Raw genomic sequence first — 17,818 nt, forward strand, 5'->3', positions numbered from 1 at the left:
GCAGGGTGGATCGAATAGGGTCAGTTCGCGTTTTTTCGTAGTTGTTGTATCGGCTTTAAGCCATTCAAAAGGTTATTGGTTTTTTGTCGATAGCATTCAAAGGAATGTGGCGATCGTTGCTGCCTAAGTAGGCCTCTATGGCTATTGCGCCAGTGCCGAAGGTTGCTGCCGTATCAATAGCTACGAAGAGGTACTGATGGGTTCGCTGTCAGGTTCAACCGCAGGCGCGAGCCACAAATCGAAATCGCCTGTTACTCCCCCGCTTCACTGGTGGCAGTTGCATGTCCTGGTGGCGGAGGATCATTCAGCCCACCGTCTATTGCTGGGTTGCTTGCTGCGAAAACTCGGGTTGGACCATGAGCTGGTCGCCGACGGGTATCTCGGGCGAGTGGCTTATGCTCGTCGGCCCTTTGACCTGGTGATCACTGATTGCCAGATGCCCGTCATGGACGGTTACAGCATGGCCCGCGCCATTCGCCAATATGAGCACCACGTCGGCTTGAGGCGAGTGCCGATCATCGCGTTGACCGCCGACCTGCAAAACGACAGCCCCCAGCGCTGCCGCGACGCGGGCATGGATGCCTGGCTGCTCAAGCCTCTGACCCTGGAACAATTAAGTGCCGTTTTGGCGCGATGGCTCCCGGGTGCCGATCATGTGCCCATCGGTGAGGAGCCTGTTGCGCGGGTTTCGGGGTGGCCCGCCCGCGCGAGCCTGGTCGCGACGTTTGGCAGTGAACAGGTGGTCAATCAACTGTTGGAAAATCTGCTGGTCGAGGCTTGGCAAGATCACGACCTGTTGGGCCGTGCCTGTGCCGCATTGAACGCATCATTGACCGCCGAACGCCTGCATCGATTGACGGGTAGCCTGGTATTTATAGGAGGAACAGGGCTTGAGTCCTGTGCCGTGAGGTTGATCGAGCAGGTTCAGCGCGATGGCGTGTCTGCGCACCAGGCGGAGTTGACATCGTTCCAGGCACGCTTGCGCACCTATCTGGATTATCTGTCCACTCTGTGAAAGGTGTTTACAGAGGGTTTAAGTTATTTGGAAGTCTAGTTTTTGCTGTAGGTGGTTTCCTATTATGTTGTAGTCCAAAAAATAGCCGCTACTAAACATTGGCTTCGGCTGCAAGTGGGTCTTTGTTAGTAGTTGTTGATGAGCGCTGACAGAGGTATTTTGCGCGGATTCAAGTTGCCACCATTCGTAGGTATCTATGCTTCGAGTAATTATTGCTGACGATCACCCTATTGTTCGAGTCGGGCAGAGAGTCGTGATTGAGGCGAATGGAAAGTGCAAGGTGGTCGGCGAAGCCGACGGTCCCGATCAACTGCTCGGGGTGTTGAGTACTACGGCATGTGATGTGCTGGTCACCGATTTTGCCATGCCGGGCGGTCAGCAAGCCGATGGCTACAGCCTGTTGAGCCTGCTGCGTCGTCAGTACCCGAACGTACCGGTGATCCTGGTGACGATGTTCGCCAACGTTGCCACCCTGCGTGCCGCCTTCGCCCATGGTGCCAAGGCAGTGGTCGCCAAAAGTGCCTCTGCCAAGGAGTTGCCCCTGGCGATCAAAGCCGTGTGCGCGGGCCAGACCTTCGCCAGTGAATGCCTGCGGGTGCAACTGGTGGAGGCGGGGACAGGCAATCAGTCCCATGAGCCGCAGTTGTCCGGCAAGGAGAGCGAGGTGGTGCGTATGTTGGCCAGCGGCATGACTGTCAGCCAGATCGCGGCCAAGGTCCACCGGAGTATTTCCACTATCAGCAAACAGAAAAGTACAGCGATGCAGCGGCTGAGTATCTCTACCGATGTTGAACTGTTCGCCTATGCGCGTGCATCGGGAATGGTGCCTTAGAAAGTTGCAGTTTTATGACAGTGGTTTAACTAAAGGCCAAGTGCAGGATTCGTATTAGTTGTATGGGTCTGGTGCGCTAAGTGCTCTAACTTGTTGTTAGAGCCTGCTGGCATTAGTTGAGGGTTGTTTAAAATCCCGGTCAAATTAGTTGAGACGAAATACCCATTGTGCGATGTACTTGCTTGTGCCCGCGTAACCGCTGGTTGATCGACCGTAAGTGATGCGACCCTGACGGAGGTCAGTTGCAACGCGCCTGCATTGATAGCCGTCAAGGCCGCGCGGCTAGTGTCCAAGTTCGCACTGCCGACCGCTGAAGAGATCCAGATCGACGGCAGCGCTATTTTTGTCATGAATGCCCATGGTCTTCGCGGCCTGTGCGGATTATCGTGCAGGCCTGACAATAATTGCTGCGGAACCTGCCCATGAGTGCTGCCCACGATGCTCTGATCCACCGCTTCTATGAGGCCTTTCAGCGCCTTGACGCCGAGGCCATGGCCGCTTGCTACACCGACGATGTGGTCTTCAGCGACCCGGCGTTCGGCGAACTGCGCGGGCGGGACGCCGGTGATATGTGGCGCATGCTTACCACGCGGGCCAAGGATTTTTCCCTGACGTTCGACCATGTGCGCAGCGATGACAGCACCGGCAGTGCCCATTGGGTGGCGACGTATTTGTTCAGCGCCACCGGCAATACCGTGGTCAACGATATCGGTGCGCGGTTCGTGTTCCGTGACGGCAAGATCTGTGAACACCACGACCACTTCGACCTGTGGCGTTGGTCGCGCCAGGCGTTGGGCCTCAAGGGCCTGTTGCTGGGTTGGTCGCCCGCGCTGAAAAACGCGGTACGTGCCCAGGCGCTCAAAGGCTTGAAGGCATTTCAGGCCGGGCGTTGATAAGCTTGGCGCTCTTCTGGTTTGCCGACATCGACTTGTGACTGATCCCTCTGAACCCAAACCCTGGTTCGTCTATCTGGTGCGGGCCGCCAATGGCTCGCTGTACTGCGGTATCAGCAATGACCCCGTGCGCCGGTTTGCCTCGCACCAAAGCGGCAAGGGCGCACGGTTTTTTCTGTCCAGCCCTGCCGTGGCCTTGGTCTATACCGAGCAATGTGCGAGCAAGGGCGAGGCGCTGCGTCAGGAGCGCTTGATCAAGAAATTGAAGAAGAGTGCCAAGGAGTGCCTGGCCGCGAGTGGCCTCGAGAGCGGCATACACAAAAATAGTTGCGAACCCATGTGAGGTAAACCTGCGCCCCATCCGTGTAGTGCTTGAAACTGCGATCTATTCGCATTAACAGCGTTTTCAACACGGGTTCTCAGAGCATGAAGTCGACGGCGGGCGGTTGGGTAAAACAGTGGCTGGGAGCTTCGGTCTTGGCAGTGTCGGGGCTGGCGTTGCTGCCCTTGAGCGTTGCGCGTGCGCAGGAGCAGCACAGCGCCCAGTTCAATTTTGCCCTGGCAGCCAAACCACTGCCCCAGGCCCTGAGCGAGTTCAGCCGGGTCACCGGCATCAGCGTGATCTATACCGATGAAGCGCCCTACGGCCTCAATGCCCCGGCAGTCAGCGGGCCGATGACGGCTCAGCAGGCGCTGCAACGCCTGCTGAGCCGATCCGGCTTCACGTTCCGCCAGATCGATGCCCGCACCCTGGCGCTGGAGCCGGTGCCAACCGACGGCGCCGTCAACCTCGGCGCTACCACCATCAGCGGCGCCAACCTCGCCCAGGACAGCACCAGCTACCAACCGCCGCCGACCAGCTCGGTAATGCGCTCCCATGGGTTGCTGTTGGAAACCCCACAAACCGTCAACGTAGTGCCTGCTCAAGTGCTGCGCGACCAGCAACCGCGCAACCTGGATGACGCGCTGGGCAATATCAGCGGTATCACCCAGACAAACACCCTCGGCAGCACCCAGGACGCGGTGATGTTGCGCGGCTTTGGCGACAACCGTAACGGCTCGATCATGAAGGACGGTATGCCAATGGTGCAGGGCCGTGCCTTGAACGCGACAGCCGAGCGCGTCGAAGTGCTCAAGGGCCCGTCGTCGCTGTTGTATGGCATCCAGGACCCAGGCGGTGTAGTCAATATCGTCAGCAAAAAGCCTGAGCTGGTGCAGTCCACCTCCCTGACCGCACGCGGTTCGACCTTCGGCAGCGGCAAGAACGGCAGCGGCGGCAACCTCGACACCACCGGGCCCCTGGGTGACAGCGGCCTGGCTTATCGCCTGATCCTCGACCATGAAGACGAAGACTACTGGCGCAACTACGGCACCCACCGCGAAACCCTGGTGGCGCCCTCCCTGGCCTGGTATGGCGACACCACCCAAGTGCTGCTGGCTTATGAGCACCGCGAATTTCTCGCGCCGTTCGACCGTGGCACCGCCATCGATCCCAAGACCAACCATCCGTTGAACATCCCCGCCACTCGCCGTCTGGACGAGCCGTTCAACAACATGGAAGGCCGCTCCGATCTGTACCGCCTGACTGTCGATCATGATCTCAACGACGACTGGAAAGCCCACTTCGGTTACAGCTGGAACCGCGAGACCTACGACGCCAGCCAGGTGCGCGTGGTCAAGGTCAACACCAACGGCACCCTGACCCGCAGCATGGACGGCACTCAGGGCGCACTGACCACCGACCGCTTCGCCACCGCCAGCCTCGAAGGCAAGGTCGATGTCGCGGGTATGCAGCACGACTTGGTGTTCGGCCTGGACGATGAGTACCGCAAGATCTACCGTGCCGACCTGATCCGCCAGGCACCGCGGGGCAGCTTTGATTACACCAACCCGGTATACGGCAACGAAGTCGCCGGTTCCAAAGTCAGCGCGCCGGACAGCAACCAGACCGATCTTTTGCGCAGCGATTCGCTGTTCTTCCAGGATGCCATCCACCTCAACGATCAATGGATTCTGGTCGGCGGTGCGCGCTACCAGATGTACGACCAATACGCCGGCAAAGGCGTGCCGTTCACCGCCAACACCGACGGCAATGGCCAGAAGTGGGTGCCTCGGGCCGGGTTGGTGTATCGCTACAGTGACGAATTGTCGTTCTACGGCAGCTACACCGAGTCGTTCAAACCCAACTCCACCATCGCGCCACTGGCCAATAAAACCGTGTTGAATGGCAGTTTGCAGCCGGAGGAATCCAAAGCCTGGGAGCTGGGTACCAAGTTCGACCTGCCGGGGCGTATCACCGCCAGCGCAGCGTTGTTCACCATCGATAAACGCAACGTGTTGGTGCAGGTAGGCGAGGGCCTGACCTCGGAGTACAGCGTGGCCGGCAAAGTGCGCTCCCGTGGTCTGGAGTTGGATGCCAGCGGCCAGCTGACGGATAAGTGGAGCCTGATCGGCAGCTATGCCTACACCGATGCCGAGGTCACCGAAGACCCCAAGCTCAAAGGCAACCGCCTGCAGAACGTGGCAAAAAGCACCGGCTCGCTGTCAGCGGTGTATGACTTCGGCAGCATCCTGGGCGGTGATCAACTGCGCGTCGGCGCCGGGGCGCGTTATGTCGGCGAGCGGGCAGGGGATGCGGCCAACAGTTTCGAACTGCCCAGCTACACCGTGGCTGATGTGTTCGCCAGCTACGACACCAGGCTTGAGGGGCAGAAGGTCAAGTTCCAGCTCAACGTGAAAAACCTGTTCGACCGTACCTACTACACGTCCTCGGTGAATACGCAGTTTGTGTCCATGGGCGATGCGCGGCAGGTGTCGGTGTCCAGTACCTTGACCTTCTGATTCATTTATCTGTGGGAGCTGGCTTGCCTGCGATGGCATCGACTGGGTTTACCTGATACACCGAGTTGTCTGCATCGCAGGCAAGCCAGATCCTACAGGAAAGCGGTCGCCACATTGATAGCGAGCTGTTAGCGTTGCCGCCATTGCATGCTTATGGAAAACGCTACTGATGTACTTTGGAAAATGGCTACGCACCGGCACCCTGCTGGTCGGTTTGAGTTTTTTACTGGGCGGCTGCGCCAGCGTCTCCCAAACTTCCACTCCGGCAACCCTGGATAAACTGCTGAGCGATCCGGCGCTGCAAGGTGCTACGGTCTCGCTGATGGTACGTGACGCCCGCACGGGCTCCACGCTGTATCAGCACAACCCACGCACCCGGCTGGTGCCCGCGTCCAACCTCAAGCTGTTGACCACGGCGGCGGCCATGGATGTGCTAGGGCCGCAATACCGCTTTGCCACCCAACTGCTGAGCAATGGCATACGCCAGGGCGACCGCCTGACCGGCAACCTGTACCTGCGTGGCCTGGGCGACCCGAGCATTCAGTTTGCCGACTACCAGGCGCTGGCCGCGCAATTGGCCAGCCAGGGCGTGCGCCAGGTGCAGGGTGATCTGGTGTTCGATGACACCTGGTTCGATGCCGAGCGATTGGGGGTGGATTGGTCCCATGACGATGAAACCACCTACTACGGCGCGCAGATTTCGGCGCTGACCGTGGCGCCCAATGCGGATTTTGATGCGGGCAGCGTACTGGTTACGGCCAAGGCGCCATTGCGGAACGGCTCGCCGGTGAGTGTCGATATTTTCCCGCCTACTGATTACCTGCAACTGAGCAACCGTGCCATGAGCGGACCGGGCAACAGCTATGGAATCAATCGCCGTCACGGCACCAACCTGCTGCAACTCAGCGGCGCAGTAGCGCCGGGAAAGCAGAGCCAGCAATTGGTCAGCGTCTGGGAGCCAACGCAACTGGTCGCGAATCTGTTTGAACAGGCCCTGGCGCAACAGGGCATTACCGTACTGGGGCGTCGGGTGATGGGCGGGGCAAGCCCGGCGGCGGTAACGGTGCTGGCCGAGCACCAATCGGCGCCGTTACAGGCGCTGATCACACCGCTGCTCAAGCTTTCGAACAACAATATGTCTGAAGCCTTGCTCAAGGCCATGGGGCGCAAGACGGCCAATAGCGGCACGGCAGCGGCGGGTGCTCTGGCGGTGGCCGGGTTCCTCAAGCGCCAGGGGCTGGAAACCGCCACATTCAGTCAGGTCGACGGCTCAGGCCTGTCGCGGCGCAACCTGGTGTCGTCGCAAACCCTCACCGACCTGCTGCTGGCCGCCAGCAAACAGCCGTGGTTCGACGCCTGGTACAACGCGCTGCCGATTGCCGGCAACACCGACCGCATGACCGGCGGCAGCCTGCGCTATCGCTTGCGCGACACGCAGGCGCAAAACAACCTGCACGCCAAGACCGGCTCCATGGGCGGCGTGTCGTCATTGAGTGGATACATCACCACTGCCGGCGGGCGCAAGCTGGTGTTCTCGATGCTGACCAACAACTACGTGGTGGCCGGCGCGCAGGTCAAGGCGTTGGAGGATCGCGTGGCCGTGGCGCTGGCGCGCAGCGACGAGTGATTCAGGGCTGATAGCCCATCCGCCAACTCACGGCCCGGGTCGCCGCCAGCAAGTGCTGCGCCGCCGGGCCATCTTCATCGGCGTGGAACAGCGAGGTTGGGCCGACCACGGTCATCACCGCCGCGACTTGCCCGACCGCATTGAACACCGGCGCCGACAACGCATCCACGCCGGGCATCAGCAGGCCATGTACAAAGTGCAGGCCGCGGCTGCGGATTTGCTCGCACACGCTGGCATAGGCCTGATCGTCCGCCAAGGTGTGAGCGGTGCCGGCTTGAACCTCGCGTTCGCGCAGCTCCACGGTTTCCCGCGACGGCAAGTAGGCGCTGAACACCAGCCCGGTGGACGAACTGAGCAGCGGCAACACCGAGCCCAACTGCGTCACCACGGTGACGGCGCGCACGGCCGGCTCAATCTGCACCACGGTCGCGCCCTGGTTGCCCCACACCGCCAGAAAGCAGGTTTCATTCAACTCATCGCGCAGTTCGGCCAAGGGCATGGCGCCGACTTTCAACACATCCATGCTGCCCAGCGCCGCCAGCCCCACGCGCAACGCTTCGCGGCCCAGGCCGTAATGGTTGGTGGCGCTGTTCTGTTCGGCAAAACCCGAGGCGATCAGCGCCTGCAAATAGCGGTGGACCTTGCTCGCTGGCATCTGCACATGCTCGGCCAGGCGTGACAGCGAGGTGGCCGGGGACAGTTCGGCCAGGGCCTTGAGAATATCGGTGCCGACTTCCGCCGAGCGGACTTTCTGTTTACCGGTGTCGCGGGGCTTTTCCATGGAAGGGCGAGAATCCGAGAGATGAATGGGCGTCTTTATAGCTTGACGGTCGACAGTGATCAAATTACGTTATGCGTAACTGGATTACGATAAAAACAACTTCTGTACAGAGGAAGATCCATGGACCTCGAATACCTTTCGGGTTTCGGCAACGAATTCGCCAGCGAAGCCTTGCCTGGCGCGCTGCCGGTCGGCCAGAACTCGCCGCAAAAAGCCCCCTACGGGCTCTACACCGAACTGTTTTCCGGCACTGCCTTCACCATGGCGCGTAGCGAAGCCCGGCGCACCTGGCTGTACCGCATCCAGCCGTCCGCCAATCACCCGGCGTTCGTCAAACTTGCGCGGCAATTGGCCGGTGGCCCGCTGGGGGCGGTGACGCCCAACCGCCTGCGCTGGAACCCGCTGGATATTCCGAGTGAACCCACGGACTTTATCGATGGACTGGTCGGCATGGTTGCCAACTCGGGGTCGGAAAAACCTTCGGGCATCAGCATTTATAACTACCGCGCCAATCGTTCCATGGAGCGCGTGTTCTTCAACGCCGACGGCGAGTTGCTGATCGTGCCGGAGCAGGGCCGCTTGCGCATCGCCACCGAACTGGGCGTGCTGGATGTCGAGCCGCTGGAAATCGTGGTGCTGCCCCGTGGCCTCAAGTTCCGTGTCGAACTGCTGGACGCGCAAGCCCGCGGCTACGTCGCTGAAAACCATGGCGCCCCGCTGCGCCTGCCTGACCTGGGGCCGATTGGCAGCAACGGCCTGGCTAACCCGCGCGATTTCCTCACGCCCGTCGCCCGTTACGAAGACCTCAAGCAACCGACCACGCTGGTACAGAAATTCCTCGGCGAACTGTGGGCCTGCGAGCTGGATCACTCACCGCTCAACGTGGTCGCCTGGCACGGTAATAACGTGCCGTACAAATACGACCTGCGTCGCTTCAACACCATTGGCACGGTGAGTTTTGACCATCCGGATCCGTCGATCTTCACCGTGCTGACCTCGCCCACCAGCGTGCACGGCCTGGCCAACCTCGACTTCGTGATCTTCCCGCCGCGCTGGATGGTGGCCGAGAACACCTTCCGGCCGCCGTGGTTCCATCGCAACCTCATGAACGAATACATGGGCCTGATCCAGGGCGCCTACGATGCCAAGGCCGAAGGCTTCCTGCCGGGCGGCGCGTCGCTGCACAGTTGTATGAGCGCCCACGGCCCGGATGGCGAAACTTGCACCAAGGCCATCAACGTGGACCTGGCGCCGCACAAGATCGATAACACCATGGCCTTCATGTTCGAGACCAGCCAAGTGCTGCGTCCGACCCAGTTCGCCCTGGAGTGCCCCCAACTGCAACCTGCTTACGACGCGTGCTGGGCCTCGCTGCCCGCCACCTTCAACCCGAACCGGAGATAACCCATGACTCAACCAACGCAGACCCGCAGCTGGGTGGCCTCGGCCAATGGTCACGCGGATTTCCCCCTGCAAAACCTGCCCCTGGGCGTGTTCAGTATCAACGGCTCGGCCCCGCGCAGTGGCGTGGCGATTGGCGACATGATCCTCGACCTGCACGCCGCGCTGGATGAGTTTGACGGTGACGCCCGGCGCGCCGTCGAAGCCACTGCGGGCGGGCAGTTGAACGCGTTTTTCGAACTGGGCCGTGGGCCTCGCGTTGCCCTGCGCCAGCGCCTGCTGGAACTGCTGGCCGAAGGCAGCAAGCTGCAAACCCGCGAGGCGCAAGTGCTGCACCGTGCCGCCGATTGCCAGATGCACCTGCCGGCCAAGATCAATGACTACACCGACTTCTACGTCGGCATCGAGCACGCGCAAAACGTCGGCAAATTGTTCCGCCCCGATAACCCGCTGTTGCCGAACTACAAGTACGTGCCGATTGGTTACCACGGCCGTGCCTCGACCATTCGTCCCTCGGGTACAGAGGTGCGACGCCCTAAGGGCCAGACCTTGCCAGCCGGTCAGTCCGCGCCGACCTTTGGCCCATGCGCGCGCCTGGACTATGAGTTGGAGCTGGGCATCTGGATCGGCCAGGGCAATGCCATGGGCGATGCGATTGCCATTGGTGATGCCGCCGAGCATATCGCCGGTTTCTGCCTGCTCAACGACTGGTCGGCGCGGGATATCCAGGCCTGGGAGTACCAGCCGCTGGGGCCGTTCTTGTCGAAAAGCTTTATCACCAGCGTCTCGCCGTGGGTGGTGACTGCCGAAGCCTTGGAGCCTTTCCGCAAAGCCCAGCCACCGCGCCCTGAAGGTGATCCGCAACCGCTGCCATACCTGCTGGATAAGCGCGATCAGAACGCGGGCGCCTTTGATATCGAACTGGAAGTGCTGCTCACCACGGCCTCGATGCGTGAGCAAAACCTGCCCGCCCATCGCCTGACCCTGAGCAACACCGAGCACATGTACTGGACCGTGGCGCAAATGGTGGCGCACCACAGCGTCAATGGCTGCCAGTTGCAGGCGGGTGACCTGTTTGGTTCGGGCACGTTGTCTGGCCCGCAGCCGGGGCAGTTCGGCAGCCTGTTGGAAATTACCGAAGGCGGCAAGAAGCCGATTGAATTGGCCTCCGGCGAGGTACGTAAATTCCTTGAAGACGGCGACGAAATCATTCTGCGTGCCCGTTGCAGCCGAGAGGGCTTTGCCTCCATCGGCTTCGGCGAATGCCGCGGTACCGTGGTTGCGGCGCGCTGAGAGGGCAGGGCCATGGAACTCTATACTTACTACCGTTCTACCGCGTCGTATCGAGTACGTATTGCCCTGGCTCTCAAAGGCCTGGATTTCACCGCGCTGCCGGTCAACCTGCTGGTGCCGACAGGCGGCGCCAACCGCCAGCCTGAATACCTGGCGATCAACCCCCAAGGGCGCGTGCCGGCGTTGCGTACCGATGAAGGGGCGTTGTTGAGCCAGTCACAGGCGATCATTGAGTACCTGGAGGAGCGTTATCCCCAGGTGCCGTTGCTCTCCAAAGACCTGGTAGCGCGCGCTCATGAGCGGGCGGTGGCGTCGATCATCGCCTGTGATATCCACCCGTTGCATAACTCCAGCACCCAGAACTTGCTGCGCAAGTGGGGGCACGATGAGGCGCAATTGCTGGAGTGGATCGGGCACTGGATCAGCCAGGGCCTGGGCGCTGTGGAGCAGTTGATTGGCGACACAGGGTTTTGCTTTGGCGAGCAGCCGGGCTTGGCCGATGCGTTTCTGATCCCGCAGTTGTATGCGGCCGAGCGCTTCAAGGTGCCCTTGGCGGCATACCCACGCATTGGGCGGGTGGCGGCGTTGGCGGCCCAACATCCAGCCTTCATGCAGGCCCACCCCGCCAATCAACCTGACACCCCCTGAACCCCCTGTAATGATCGTTCCTACGCTCAGCGTGGGAACGCCTCATGTGGCGCTCTGCGTCACGGCTCTAAAAACGGACGCGGAGCGTCCAGGGCTGTATTCCCACGCAGAGCGTGGGAACAATCATAAAAAAACAGGTACCTTGCGATGCACAATCAGATTGCCAGCTTTCGTGCGGCACTCGACGCCCGCCCGGTGTCGCGCTACCAATGGTTGATTCTCCTGCTGCTGGCACTGTTACTGGTCACCGATGGCTATGACGCCCAGGTGCTGGGCTATGTAGTGCCGGCGCTGGCCCAGGATTGGGGCCTGGAAAAGTCCGCGTTTGGCCCCGTGTTCAGCGCCAACCTGCTGGGCCTCACCCTGGGCTCGCTGTTGGTGACACCGCTGGCGGATCGGTTCGGCGTGCGACGTATCCTGCTGGCATGCGTGCTGATCTACGCCAGCCTCACGGTATTGATGGTGTTCGCCAATTCCCTGACCACGTTGATGGCGGCGCGGTTTATCTGCGGCATTGGCATGGGCGGCGCGATGCCCAGTGCCATGGCATTGATGTCTGAATACTCGCCGCCGCGGATGCGCACCTTGATGGTGACCCTGGCGGCCTGCGGCTTCTCGTTCGGCGGCGCAGCAGGCGGCTTTGTGGCGGCCGGGTTTATCGATGGTTTTGGTTGGCAGGCGGTGTTCCTGGCGGGTGGTGTGACGCCGCTGCTGCTGTTCCCGTTCCTGGTGTGGCTGTTGCCCGAATCCTTGCCGCGCCTGTTGCGCGATGCGCCGCCGTATCTGCGTTTGCGCAAAGTCACGGTGCGGATGCTGCCCGATTGGCAACCGCCACCGGCGACCGAAGCTGAAAACTTGCAGGAGCAGGGCAGCAAACTGACGGTGGTGGAGCTGTTTCGCAACGGCTACGCGCGCCCGACGCTGCTGATCTGGGCGACTTTCTTTGTCAGCCTGATCCTGCTGTATTTCATGATCAGTTGGTTGCCGTCGCTATTGCTCGAAAGCGGCCTGGCATTGAACGAAGCCAACCTGGTCACCTCCATGTTCCTGTTCGCCGGCACCTTGGGCGCCATCCTCATGGCCTGGTTTGCCGACCGTCTGAAAAGCAAAGTGCGGTTGCTGTCCGGCGTGCTGGCGGCGGCAGCGCTGTGCACCATTCTGCTGGGCTTGAACCACGACAACCCACGCTACCTGGTGGCCTGCGTGTTTGCAGCAGGGTTCTGCATCATCGGCGGGCAACTGACCCTCAATGCCTTCGCGAGCAACTTCTACCCGGCGCAGGTGCGCGCCACCGGCACGGGCTGGGCGTTGGGTGTGGGGCGGTTCGGGTCAATTCTGGGGCCGCTGTTTGGCAGCCTGTTGTTGGCGATGCATATACCGGTCGAGCAGATTTTCTTCTTCTGCGCGATTCCGGCGGTGATTGCAGCGTTGTTGATTATTCAGGTGCGCTCGCCGGGACCCACTACACCGAACACGCCATTGCCTGGCGATATTCTCAATCGCTAACTGTAGGAGCGAGCTTGCTCGCGAAAAACGTTAACGATAACGCGGGCATCCTGGTTAAACGGGGTGTCCTGGGTTTTTTCGCGAGCAAGCTCGCTCCTACAGTTGGGAGTTGGGTCAATGCACCACTGAATTGGGCGGCAGATGCCCCAGCCGCTCGGTCAGGCGCAGGCGCTGGATCGGGTCGTCGCTGAGCAGCAGGGCGTGTTCCAGGTCGAAGCGTTCGGCGCTGGGGCAGTCCAGGCGTTGATACAGGCTGGCCCGCGCCAGGTAGTCGGAGGCGCTGGCGTTGCCCAGTTCCAGTACGCGCTCGGCGTCCACCAGGGCGGCCAGTGGCTCGTCGTTGGCAAGGTAGAGTTGGCGCAGGTTGCGCGACAGCCGTTGCAGGATGGCCCGTGGCTCGGCGGTCAGCAGGTGGTCGGCCTGCAATTTCAGTTTCGCCCCGTACTGGCGCGCCAGCAACTCGCGACAGTCGTTGGGGTACAGGCGCCGGCCGCCGCAAGGGTCCAACAGGTGGTCGGCTCCCGGTACCCGCAGCAGGAAGTGCCCAGGGAAGTTCACGCCGACCAGGGGAATATCCAGGCGCCGTGCCAGCTCCAGTGCGATCAGGCCCATGGCCAAGGGTTGCCCGCGTTTGCGTTGCAGCACTTTGTCCAGCAGCGCGGCGGCGGGGCGCAACGGCGTGTGGTCATCCTGGGCAAACCCCATGTCATTCATGCGCCGCAGCAGCGGCTGGCCGAGTTCATCCGCCGGTAACAGGGGCATGCCCAGGCTGACCTGTTGTTGTAGCGCGCCAAGGTCGTGCAGGATCAACGCCGGCTGCACGCTGGTGTCATGCTCGGCAGCAATCCACAGCGCGGCCTCAAACAGCGCGGGGGGTGAACGGTCCAGGCAGGCGAAAAAGGCGGTGCGGGGATTCATTGAGTTCTCCGGCATATGCCCCCGTTTTAGCCTTGCTGCGAATTTTCGTCCAGCATCTTGAGAGATATCCCACGCTCTTATGTCGTAGATCCCACGAAAACGCGCGGCTTATTCCAGCGCAATCCAGCAGTTTTCTGCCGCAAGCCTATACTTGGCCCACTACCAGAAGTGATTCGGGAGCCCATTGATGTTTGCGCTCATGCACAGCACCCGCCTTGAATCGCTGCACCTGAGCGTTGATCCGGTGACCGGCTTGAAGGCGATCATCGCCATCCACAACAGTCGCCTGGGCCCAGCGTTGGGTGGCTGTCGTTACCTGGCTTACCCTAACGACGAAACCGCCGTGGCCGATGCCGCGCGCCTGGCGCAAGGCATGAGCTACAAAGCCGCGCTGGCCGGGCTGTCGGTGGGCGGCGGCACGGCGGTGATCATCCGCCCCGTGCACGTGGAAAGCCGTGCGGCGCTGTTCGAGGCGTTTGGCCGTTGTGTGGAAAAACTCGACGGCCGCTTCATCACCTCGATCGACAGCGGTACCTCGGTCGCCGACATGGACTGCATCGCCCAGAACACCCGCTTTGTCACCAGCACCACCGCCGCCGGCGACCCTGCGCCCCATGCCGCCATGGGGGTGTTCGCCGGTATCCGCACCACCGCCATGGCGCGCCTGGGCAGCGACAACCTCGAGGGCCTGCGCGTGGCGGTGCAGGGCCTTGGCAACGTCGGTTATGCCCTGGCCGAACAACTACACGCCGCCGGTGCTGAGCTGCTGGTCAGCGACATCGACCACGGCAAGGTGCAACTGGCCATGGAGCAACTGGGTGCCCACCCGATTGCCAACGACGCCTTGCTCAGCACGCCCTGCGACATCCTCGCACCGTGCGGCGTCGGCGCCGTATTCAACCGTAACAGCGTCGGCCAGTTGCGTTGCGCCGCCGTGGCGGGTTCGGCCAGCGCACAACTGACCAACCTGGACATCGCCGACCAATTGGAAGGCCGCGGCATCCTCTACGCACCGGACTATGTGATCAACTCTGGCGGGCTGATCTACGTCGCCCTCAAACACGCCGGTACCGATCTGCCAGGCATCACCGCGCACCTGTCGAACATCGGCAGCCGCCTGACCGAAATCTTTGCCCACGCCCAAGCCGAAAAACGCTCCCCCGCACGGGTGGCCGATGAGCTGGCCGAACGCCTGCTGTACAAATAGGCCAGGCATTAAAAAGGCCCTGAATCCGTGATTCAGGGCCTGTTCAATTCGGGCTTTACTCCGCCGCCGGGTTCAGCAACTCGGACAATGCGTCCGGTTGGCTCTTGAACGCCTTGGCAAATACATCGCGGTTCTTCGCCATGTAGATCCCGGCTTCCTCCACCTGCTGCTCGCTCAACGACGGCACGGCTTTTTGCAACACCTCTGCCAGCAACTCAGCGAGTTCAAGCATCTTGTCATGACGGTCAGCTTCGGCTTTATCCATGAACAAACGCTCCAGATCTCGGCTGCTGCGGTATACCACTTCGACGGCCATTCACCACCTCACATGCCTTCACGATAGTTGTCTTTTGCGACTACTGTATTTATATACAGCGAAAAGGATAAGCCAAACGTCGGGGTTTGGGTAGTAGGTTTTTAATGTAGTTGGGAAATAGGGGGCTGAACCGGAAATTTCGCACGGCACGCTGAGGTTGATCGTTCCCACGCTCCGCGTGGGAATGCATCCCGTGACGCTCCGCGTCACCCACGAGCAGGTTGAGGGACGCGGAGCGTACCAGGCGGCTTTCCCACGCGGAGCGTGGGAACGATCGGGGGGTAATTTAAGTGCCTCGTGTCACACGGCCACCATCTTATTCCCCAGCCCTGGCCTTTTTTCTGCATGCAGAACAACCGTCACGTCCACCCCGCATTATCCGGTCGAGCCGACCTAAGGAAGCATCATCGTGAAAATCAATTGGGCCGAAAGGCTGCGTCAGCAAGTACACGGGCTGGCCGAGTCGCTGGGTAATCTGTTTGTCGAGTCGTTCCATTACCTGGCGCTGTTCGCCATTGGTGCGGTGACCGCCTGGGCGGCGGTGATGGAATTTCTGGGGATGCTGGAGAACGGTCACATCAAGATCGATGACATCTTGCTGTTGTTCATCTACCTGGAATTGGGCGCGATGGTCGGGATTTACTTCAAGACCAACAAACCAATACTAACACAACCTAACCGTATTTTGGCTTAGGTTCTCTGGCATCATTAGATTTTCGGGGGAGACATCGTATGAAGTGGATAGAGCACAGTCGGGAACGGATGCACAAGCAAGCCAATTCGATTGGCAATTTTTTAGTCGAAGGTTTCCATTATTTGGGGCTGTTCGCCATCGGTGCGGCCACTGCGTGTGCTTCGGTGATGGCATTTGTCGAAATGGTAGGAAAGGGCACAGCAAGCGTCGATGACATTTTGCTGCTGTTCATCTATCTAGAACTGGGTGCGATGGTAGGTATCTATTTTAAAACCAATCATCTCCCAATTCGATTTCTACTTTACATTGCAATTACTGCTTTAACTCGCTATCTAATTGGTGATGTATCGCATCACAAGGCACCAGATATTGGCCTGCTTTACCTATGTGGCGGGATATTTTTCTTAGCGTTGTCAGTCGTTGCTGTTCGATTTGCATCCTATAAATTCCCGTCCAGTAAAGCTATTGACGCGACGGGTGAAGTTATTGGCGAAAATTATACAGAGAAATAGAAACAGGTATTTATCCGCTGGTAATACTCCCGGTAAATGATGAGTTTTCAATCGGGATAGTTTGGAGTGCGTCTGCTCTGCAGGCGTGCGATGGATTATCAGTAATGTTCTTGGCGTCCAAAATTGGTGCGACGACAATGATGAAAAGGAGAGCGGAACCGATATGAATGAAAAAACAATTTCGACAGTTATGTGGTGTTTGTTGGCGTTTGCAGTTTTGGTTCCGATTGTTGTCTTAGCAGTCTATGGGATAAAACTTGGTCCAGTCTCATCACAAACCACTGATTGGGGAAGCTTTGGCTCTGTTATGGGCGGAGCTTTTACTCTATTGAGTGCACTCGCAACAATCGCTACGTTACTTCATCTATATGGACAGCAAAAAAAAGCTGAAGTACGCCAAAACGCAAAAGATATTGAGAATGAGAAAGCACAAAGAAACCATGATAATGTTGTTAAAAAACAAATATCAGCTCTTACTTTTGAACAATACTTAAAGCATCAAAGTGCATTCTTGGAAAGAATAAATAAAATGGAATTGAGCTTCAAAAGTAAAATTTTGTTTTCAAATCCTGAAAAGCTATATCGCGATATTTTCCCAAATAATTCGCCAAGTTACTGCTCTTATACAACTGAGTTAGCAGAGGGCGACGATAAAAGCCTTGGGTTTATAAGTAATATCAATGAGGTATGTGAAAAGATAAATTATTATCTAGGTTATCATCCGGACAATACGGATATATACAAACTGGTTTCGCATTTATATGAATTACAGGAAAAGCTCGCGATAACTTATCAAGAAAAAGAAAAAGAAGGCGATGTGTTTTTTGCGGGCCAGAAAATTGGTTTAAATATATACGACGTATATTCACTTATTTTAGATATTCAAAAGGCTGTAAATTTCGTTATGTTTTTTTCTGGTCGCAAGGAGATAGCTCTTGAAAGGAAATTTCTAATTTTGCTTGGCGATAGTATTTACAAAAAAATTCTTGAGGATGAGCGTATTGGGAAAATTATACACATATATAATGAAATTCCGGAGGTTCCGAAATTATATGAAATATGCGAGTTTGTGTGCGAAAATAATATAACTTTAATGAATTCATACAACAAGGTGAAGCTACTATTTGTTTCAAGGGAAATGGTTATGCAGCTAAAAAATAAAAAATACCTGAATGAAGTATTAGGAGAAGTAGAAAAAGATATTTCGTCTAATGGTGATCGAATAAAAAATCGTGATGGACTGGAAAGGATAAAAGATCTTCTTTTGGAGTTGAGGTCAGGAAGTCATGATCAAGACGGTAGCGTTTAACCTGTGATTTTTTAGGTGTCGTTTC

16 protein-coding genes and 1 pseudogene are annotated in these 17,818 nt (G+C 58.6%); 14 read left to right on the forward strand and 3 right to left on the reverse strand.

Annotation, left to right across the window (positions count from 1 at the left end; all coding sequences use genetic code 11):
• Positions 1-196 precede the first annotated feature (196 nt).
• The 6 genes from JFT58_RS06320 to dacB all read left to right on the forward strand — a co-directional run bounded on the left by JFT58_RS06320 (position 197) and on the right by dacB (position 7,208).
• Entirely contained in the window at positions 197-1,015 is an 819-nt protein-coding gene (locus JFT58_RS06320) for a response regulator (RefSeq protein ID WP_054897728.1), read from the forward strand.
• Positions 1,016-1,211: 196 nt separating this feature from the next.
• Positions 1,212-1,847, forward strand: coding sequence for a response regulator transcription factor (locus JFT58_RS06325; RefSeq protein ID WP_054897729.1), 636 nt, complete (start codon positions 1,212-1,214; stop codon positions 1,845-1,847).
• 422 nt (positions 1,848-2,269) lie between these two features.
• A complete protein-coding gene (locus tag JFT58_RS06330) occupies positions 2,270-2,740 on the forward strand; it encodes a nuclear transport factor 2 family protein (RefSeq protein ID WP_054897730.1) in 471 nt (156 codons plus the stop codon).
• Between the two features lie 37 nt (positions 2,741-2,777).
• On the forward strand, positions 2,778-3,083 hold the full coding sequence (locus JFT58_RS06335) for a GIY-YIG nuclease family protein (protein ID WP_034128684.1): 306 nt from the start codon (positions 2,778-2,780) through the stop codon (positions 3,081-3,083).
• 83 nt (positions 3,084-3,166) lie between these two features.
• Positions 3,167-5,581 carry a TonB-dependent siderophore receptor gene (locus JFT58_RS06340; RefSeq protein WP_054897731.1) on the forward strand — a complete coding sequence of 805 codons (2,415 nt, stop codon included), beginning with the start codon at positions 3,167-3,169 and terminating at the stop codon, positions 5,579-5,581.
• A 169-nt stretch (positions 5,582-5,750) separates the two neighbouring features.
• Entirely contained in the window at positions 5,751-7,208 is a 1,458-nt protein-coding gene (gene dacB / locus JFT58_RS06345; protein ID WP_054897732.1) for a D-alanyl-D-alanine carboxypeptidase/D-alanyl-D-alanine endopeptidase, read from the forward strand.
• Position 7,209: 1 nt separating this feature from the next.
• On the opposite strand, the gene JFT58_RS06350 is transcribed toward dacB, so the two are convergent.
• Positions 7,210-7,989: an IclR family transcriptional regulator gene (locus tag JFT58_RS06350; protein WP_054897733.1), complete on the reverse strand. Its 780-nt coding sequence runs from the start codon at positions 7,987-7,989 to the stop codon at positions 7,210-7,212.
• A gap of 120 nt (positions 7,990-8,109) precedes the next feature.
• Between JFT58_RS06350 and hmgA the strand changes: the two genes are divergently transcribed.
• The 4 genes from hmgA (at position 8,110) to JFT58_RS06370 (ending at position 12,837) form a co-directional block, all read left to right on the forward strand.
• A complete protein-coding gene (gene hmgA, locus JFT58_RS06355; RefSeq protein ID WP_054897734.1) occupies positions 8,110-9,393 on the forward strand; it encodes a homogentisate 1,2-dioxygenase in 1,284 nt (427 codons plus the stop codon).
• Positions 9,394-9,396: 3 nt separating this feature from the next.
• The gene (gene fahA / locus JFT58_RS06360) at positions 9,397-10,683 is read left to right on the forward strand and encodes a fumarylacetoacetase (protein ID WP_034128679.1); all 1,287 of its coding nucleotides are present in this window, start codon (positions 9,397-9,399) and stop codon (positions 10,681-10,683) included.
• Between the two features lie 12 nt (positions 10,684-10,695).
• Positions 10,696-11,331 carry a maleylacetoacetate isomerase gene (maiA, locus tag JFT58_RS06365; RefSeq protein ID WP_054897735.1) on the forward strand — a complete coding sequence of 212 codons (636 nt, stop codon included), beginning with the start codon at positions 10,696-10,698 and terminating at the stop codon, positions 11,329-11,331.
• 147 nt (positions 11,332-11,478) lie between these two features.
• The gene (locus tag JFT58_RS06370) at positions 11,479-12,837 is read left to right on the forward strand and encodes an MFS transporter (protein WP_054897736.1); all 1,359 of its coding nucleotides are present in this window, start codon (positions 11,479-11,481) and stop codon (positions 12,835-12,837) included.
• A 114-nt stretch (positions 12,838-12,951) separates the two neighbouring features.
• Here JFT58_RS06370 and JFT58_RS06375 read toward each other — a convergent pair whose 3' ends face one another.
• On the reverse strand, positions 12,952-13,755 hold the full coding sequence (locus JFT58_RS06375) for a SirB1 family protein (protein ID WP_054897737.1): 804 nt from the start codon (positions 13,753-13,755) through the stop codon (positions 12,952-12,954).
• Between the two features lie 187 nt (positions 13,756-13,942).
• Between JFT58_RS06375 and JFT58_RS06380 the strand changes: the two genes are divergently transcribed.
• Positions 13,943-14,962 (forward strand): Glu/Leu/Phe/Val dehydrogenase family protein, encoded by a 1,020-nt coding sequence (locus JFT58_RS06380; protein WP_054897738.1) that lies wholly within the window; start codon positions 13,943-13,945, stop codon positions 14,960-14,962.
• Positions 14,963-15,017: 55 nt separating this feature from the next.
• Here JFT58_RS06380 and JFT58_RS06385 read toward each other — a convergent pair whose 3' ends face one another.
• Positions 15,018-15,278, reverse strand: a complete 261-nt coding sequence (locus tag JFT58_RS06385) for a YebG family protein (RefSeq protein ID WP_003188807.1) — start codon at positions 15,276-15,278, stop codon at positions 15,018-15,020.
• Positions 15,279-15,687: 409 nt separating this feature from the next.
• On the opposite strand from JFT58_RS06385, the pseudogene JFT58_RS06390 reads away from it, so the two are divergent.
• From JFT58_RS06390 to JFT58_RS06400, 3 genes and pseudogenes are all read left to right on the forward strand, one after another.
• Positions 15,688-15,933: pseudogene (locus JFT58_RS06390) on the forward strand (phosphate-starvation-inducible PsiE family protein); the annotation flags it as partial.
• Between the two features lie 77 nt (positions 15,934-16,010).
• Positions 16,011-16,484 (forward strand): phosphate-starvation-inducible protein PsiE, encoded by a 474-nt coding sequence (locus JFT58_RS06395; RefSeq protein WP_017848681.1) that lies wholly within the window; start codon positions 16,011-16,013, stop codon positions 16,482-16,484.
• Between the two features lie 163 nt (positions 16,485-16,647).
• Positions 16,648-17,793, forward strand: a complete 1,146-nt coding sequence (locus JFT58_RS06400) for a hypothetical protein (RefSeq protein ID WP_198834322.1) — start codon at positions 16,648-16,650, stop codon at positions 17,791-17,793.
• Positions 17,794-17,818 lie beyond the last annotated feature (25 nt).

Source organism: Pseudomonas sp. MF6767, assembly GCF_016405475.1.
Taxonomy (GTDB): domain Bacteria; phylum Pseudomonadota; class Gammaproteobacteria; order Pseudomonadales; family Pseudomonadaceae; genus Aquipseudomonas; species Aquipseudomonas paracarnis.

Bases quoted from the DNA above. Each gene is read 5' to 3' on its own strand.
- JFT58_RS06320 (WP_054897728.1), top strand. From the start codon at position 197: ATGGGTTCGCTGTCAGGTTCAACCGCAGGCGCGAGCCACAAATCGAAA.
- JFT58_RS06325 (WP_054897729.1), top strand. From the start codon at position 1,212: ATGCTTCGAGTAATTATTGCTGACGATCACCCTATTGTTCGAGTCGGG.
- JFT58_RS06330 (WP_054897730.1), top strand. From the start codon at position 2,270: ATGAGTGCTGCCCACGATGCTCTGATCCACCGCTTCTATGAGGCCTTT.
- JFT58_RS06340 (WP_054897731.1), top strand. From the start codon at position 3,167: ATGAAGTCGACGGCGGGCGGTTGGGTAAAACAGTGGCTGGGAGCTTCG.
- dacB (WP_054897732.1), top strand. From the start codon at position 5,751: ATGTACTTTGGAAAATGGCTACGCACCGGCACCCTGCTGGTCGGTTTG.
- JFT58_RS06350 (WP_054897733.1), bottom strand. From the start codon at position 7,989: ATGGAAAAGCCCCGCGACACCGGTAAACAGAAAGTCCGCTCGGCGGAA.
- hmgA (WP_054897734.1), top strand. From the start codon at position 8,110: ATGGACCTCGAATACCTTTCGGGTTTCGGCAACGAATTCGCCAGCGAA.
- fahA (WP_034128679.1), top strand. From the start codon at position 9,397: ATGACTCAACCAACGCAGACCCGCAGCTGGGTGGCCTCGGCCAATGGT.
- maiA (WP_054897735.1), top strand. From the start codon at position 10,696: ATGGAACTCTATACTTACTACCGTTCTACCGCGTCGTATCGAGTACGT.
- JFT58_RS06370 (WP_054897736.1), top strand. From the start codon at position 11,479: ATGCACAATCAGATTGCCAGCTTTCGTGCGGCACTCGACGCCCGCCCG.
- JFT58_RS06375 (WP_054897737.1), bottom strand. From the start codon at position 13,755: ATGAATCCCCGCACCGCCTTTTTCGCCTGCCTGGACCGTTCACCCCCC.
- JFT58_RS06380 (WP_054897738.1), top strand. From the start codon at position 13,943: ATGTTTGCGCTCATGCACAGCACCCGCCTTGAATCGCTGCACCTGAGC.
- JFT58_RS06385 (WP_003188807.1), bottom strand. From the start codon at position 15,278: ATGGCCGTCGAAGTGGTATACCGCAGCAGCCGAGATCTGGAGCGTTTG.
- JFT58_RS06395 (WP_017848681.1), top strand. From the start codon at position 16,011: ATGAAGTGGATAGAGCACAGTCGGGAACGGATGCACAAGCAAGCCAAT.
- JFT58_RS06400 (WP_198834322.1), top strand. From the start codon at position 16,648: ATGAATGAAAAAACAATTTCGACAGTTATGTGGTGTTTGTTGGCGTTT.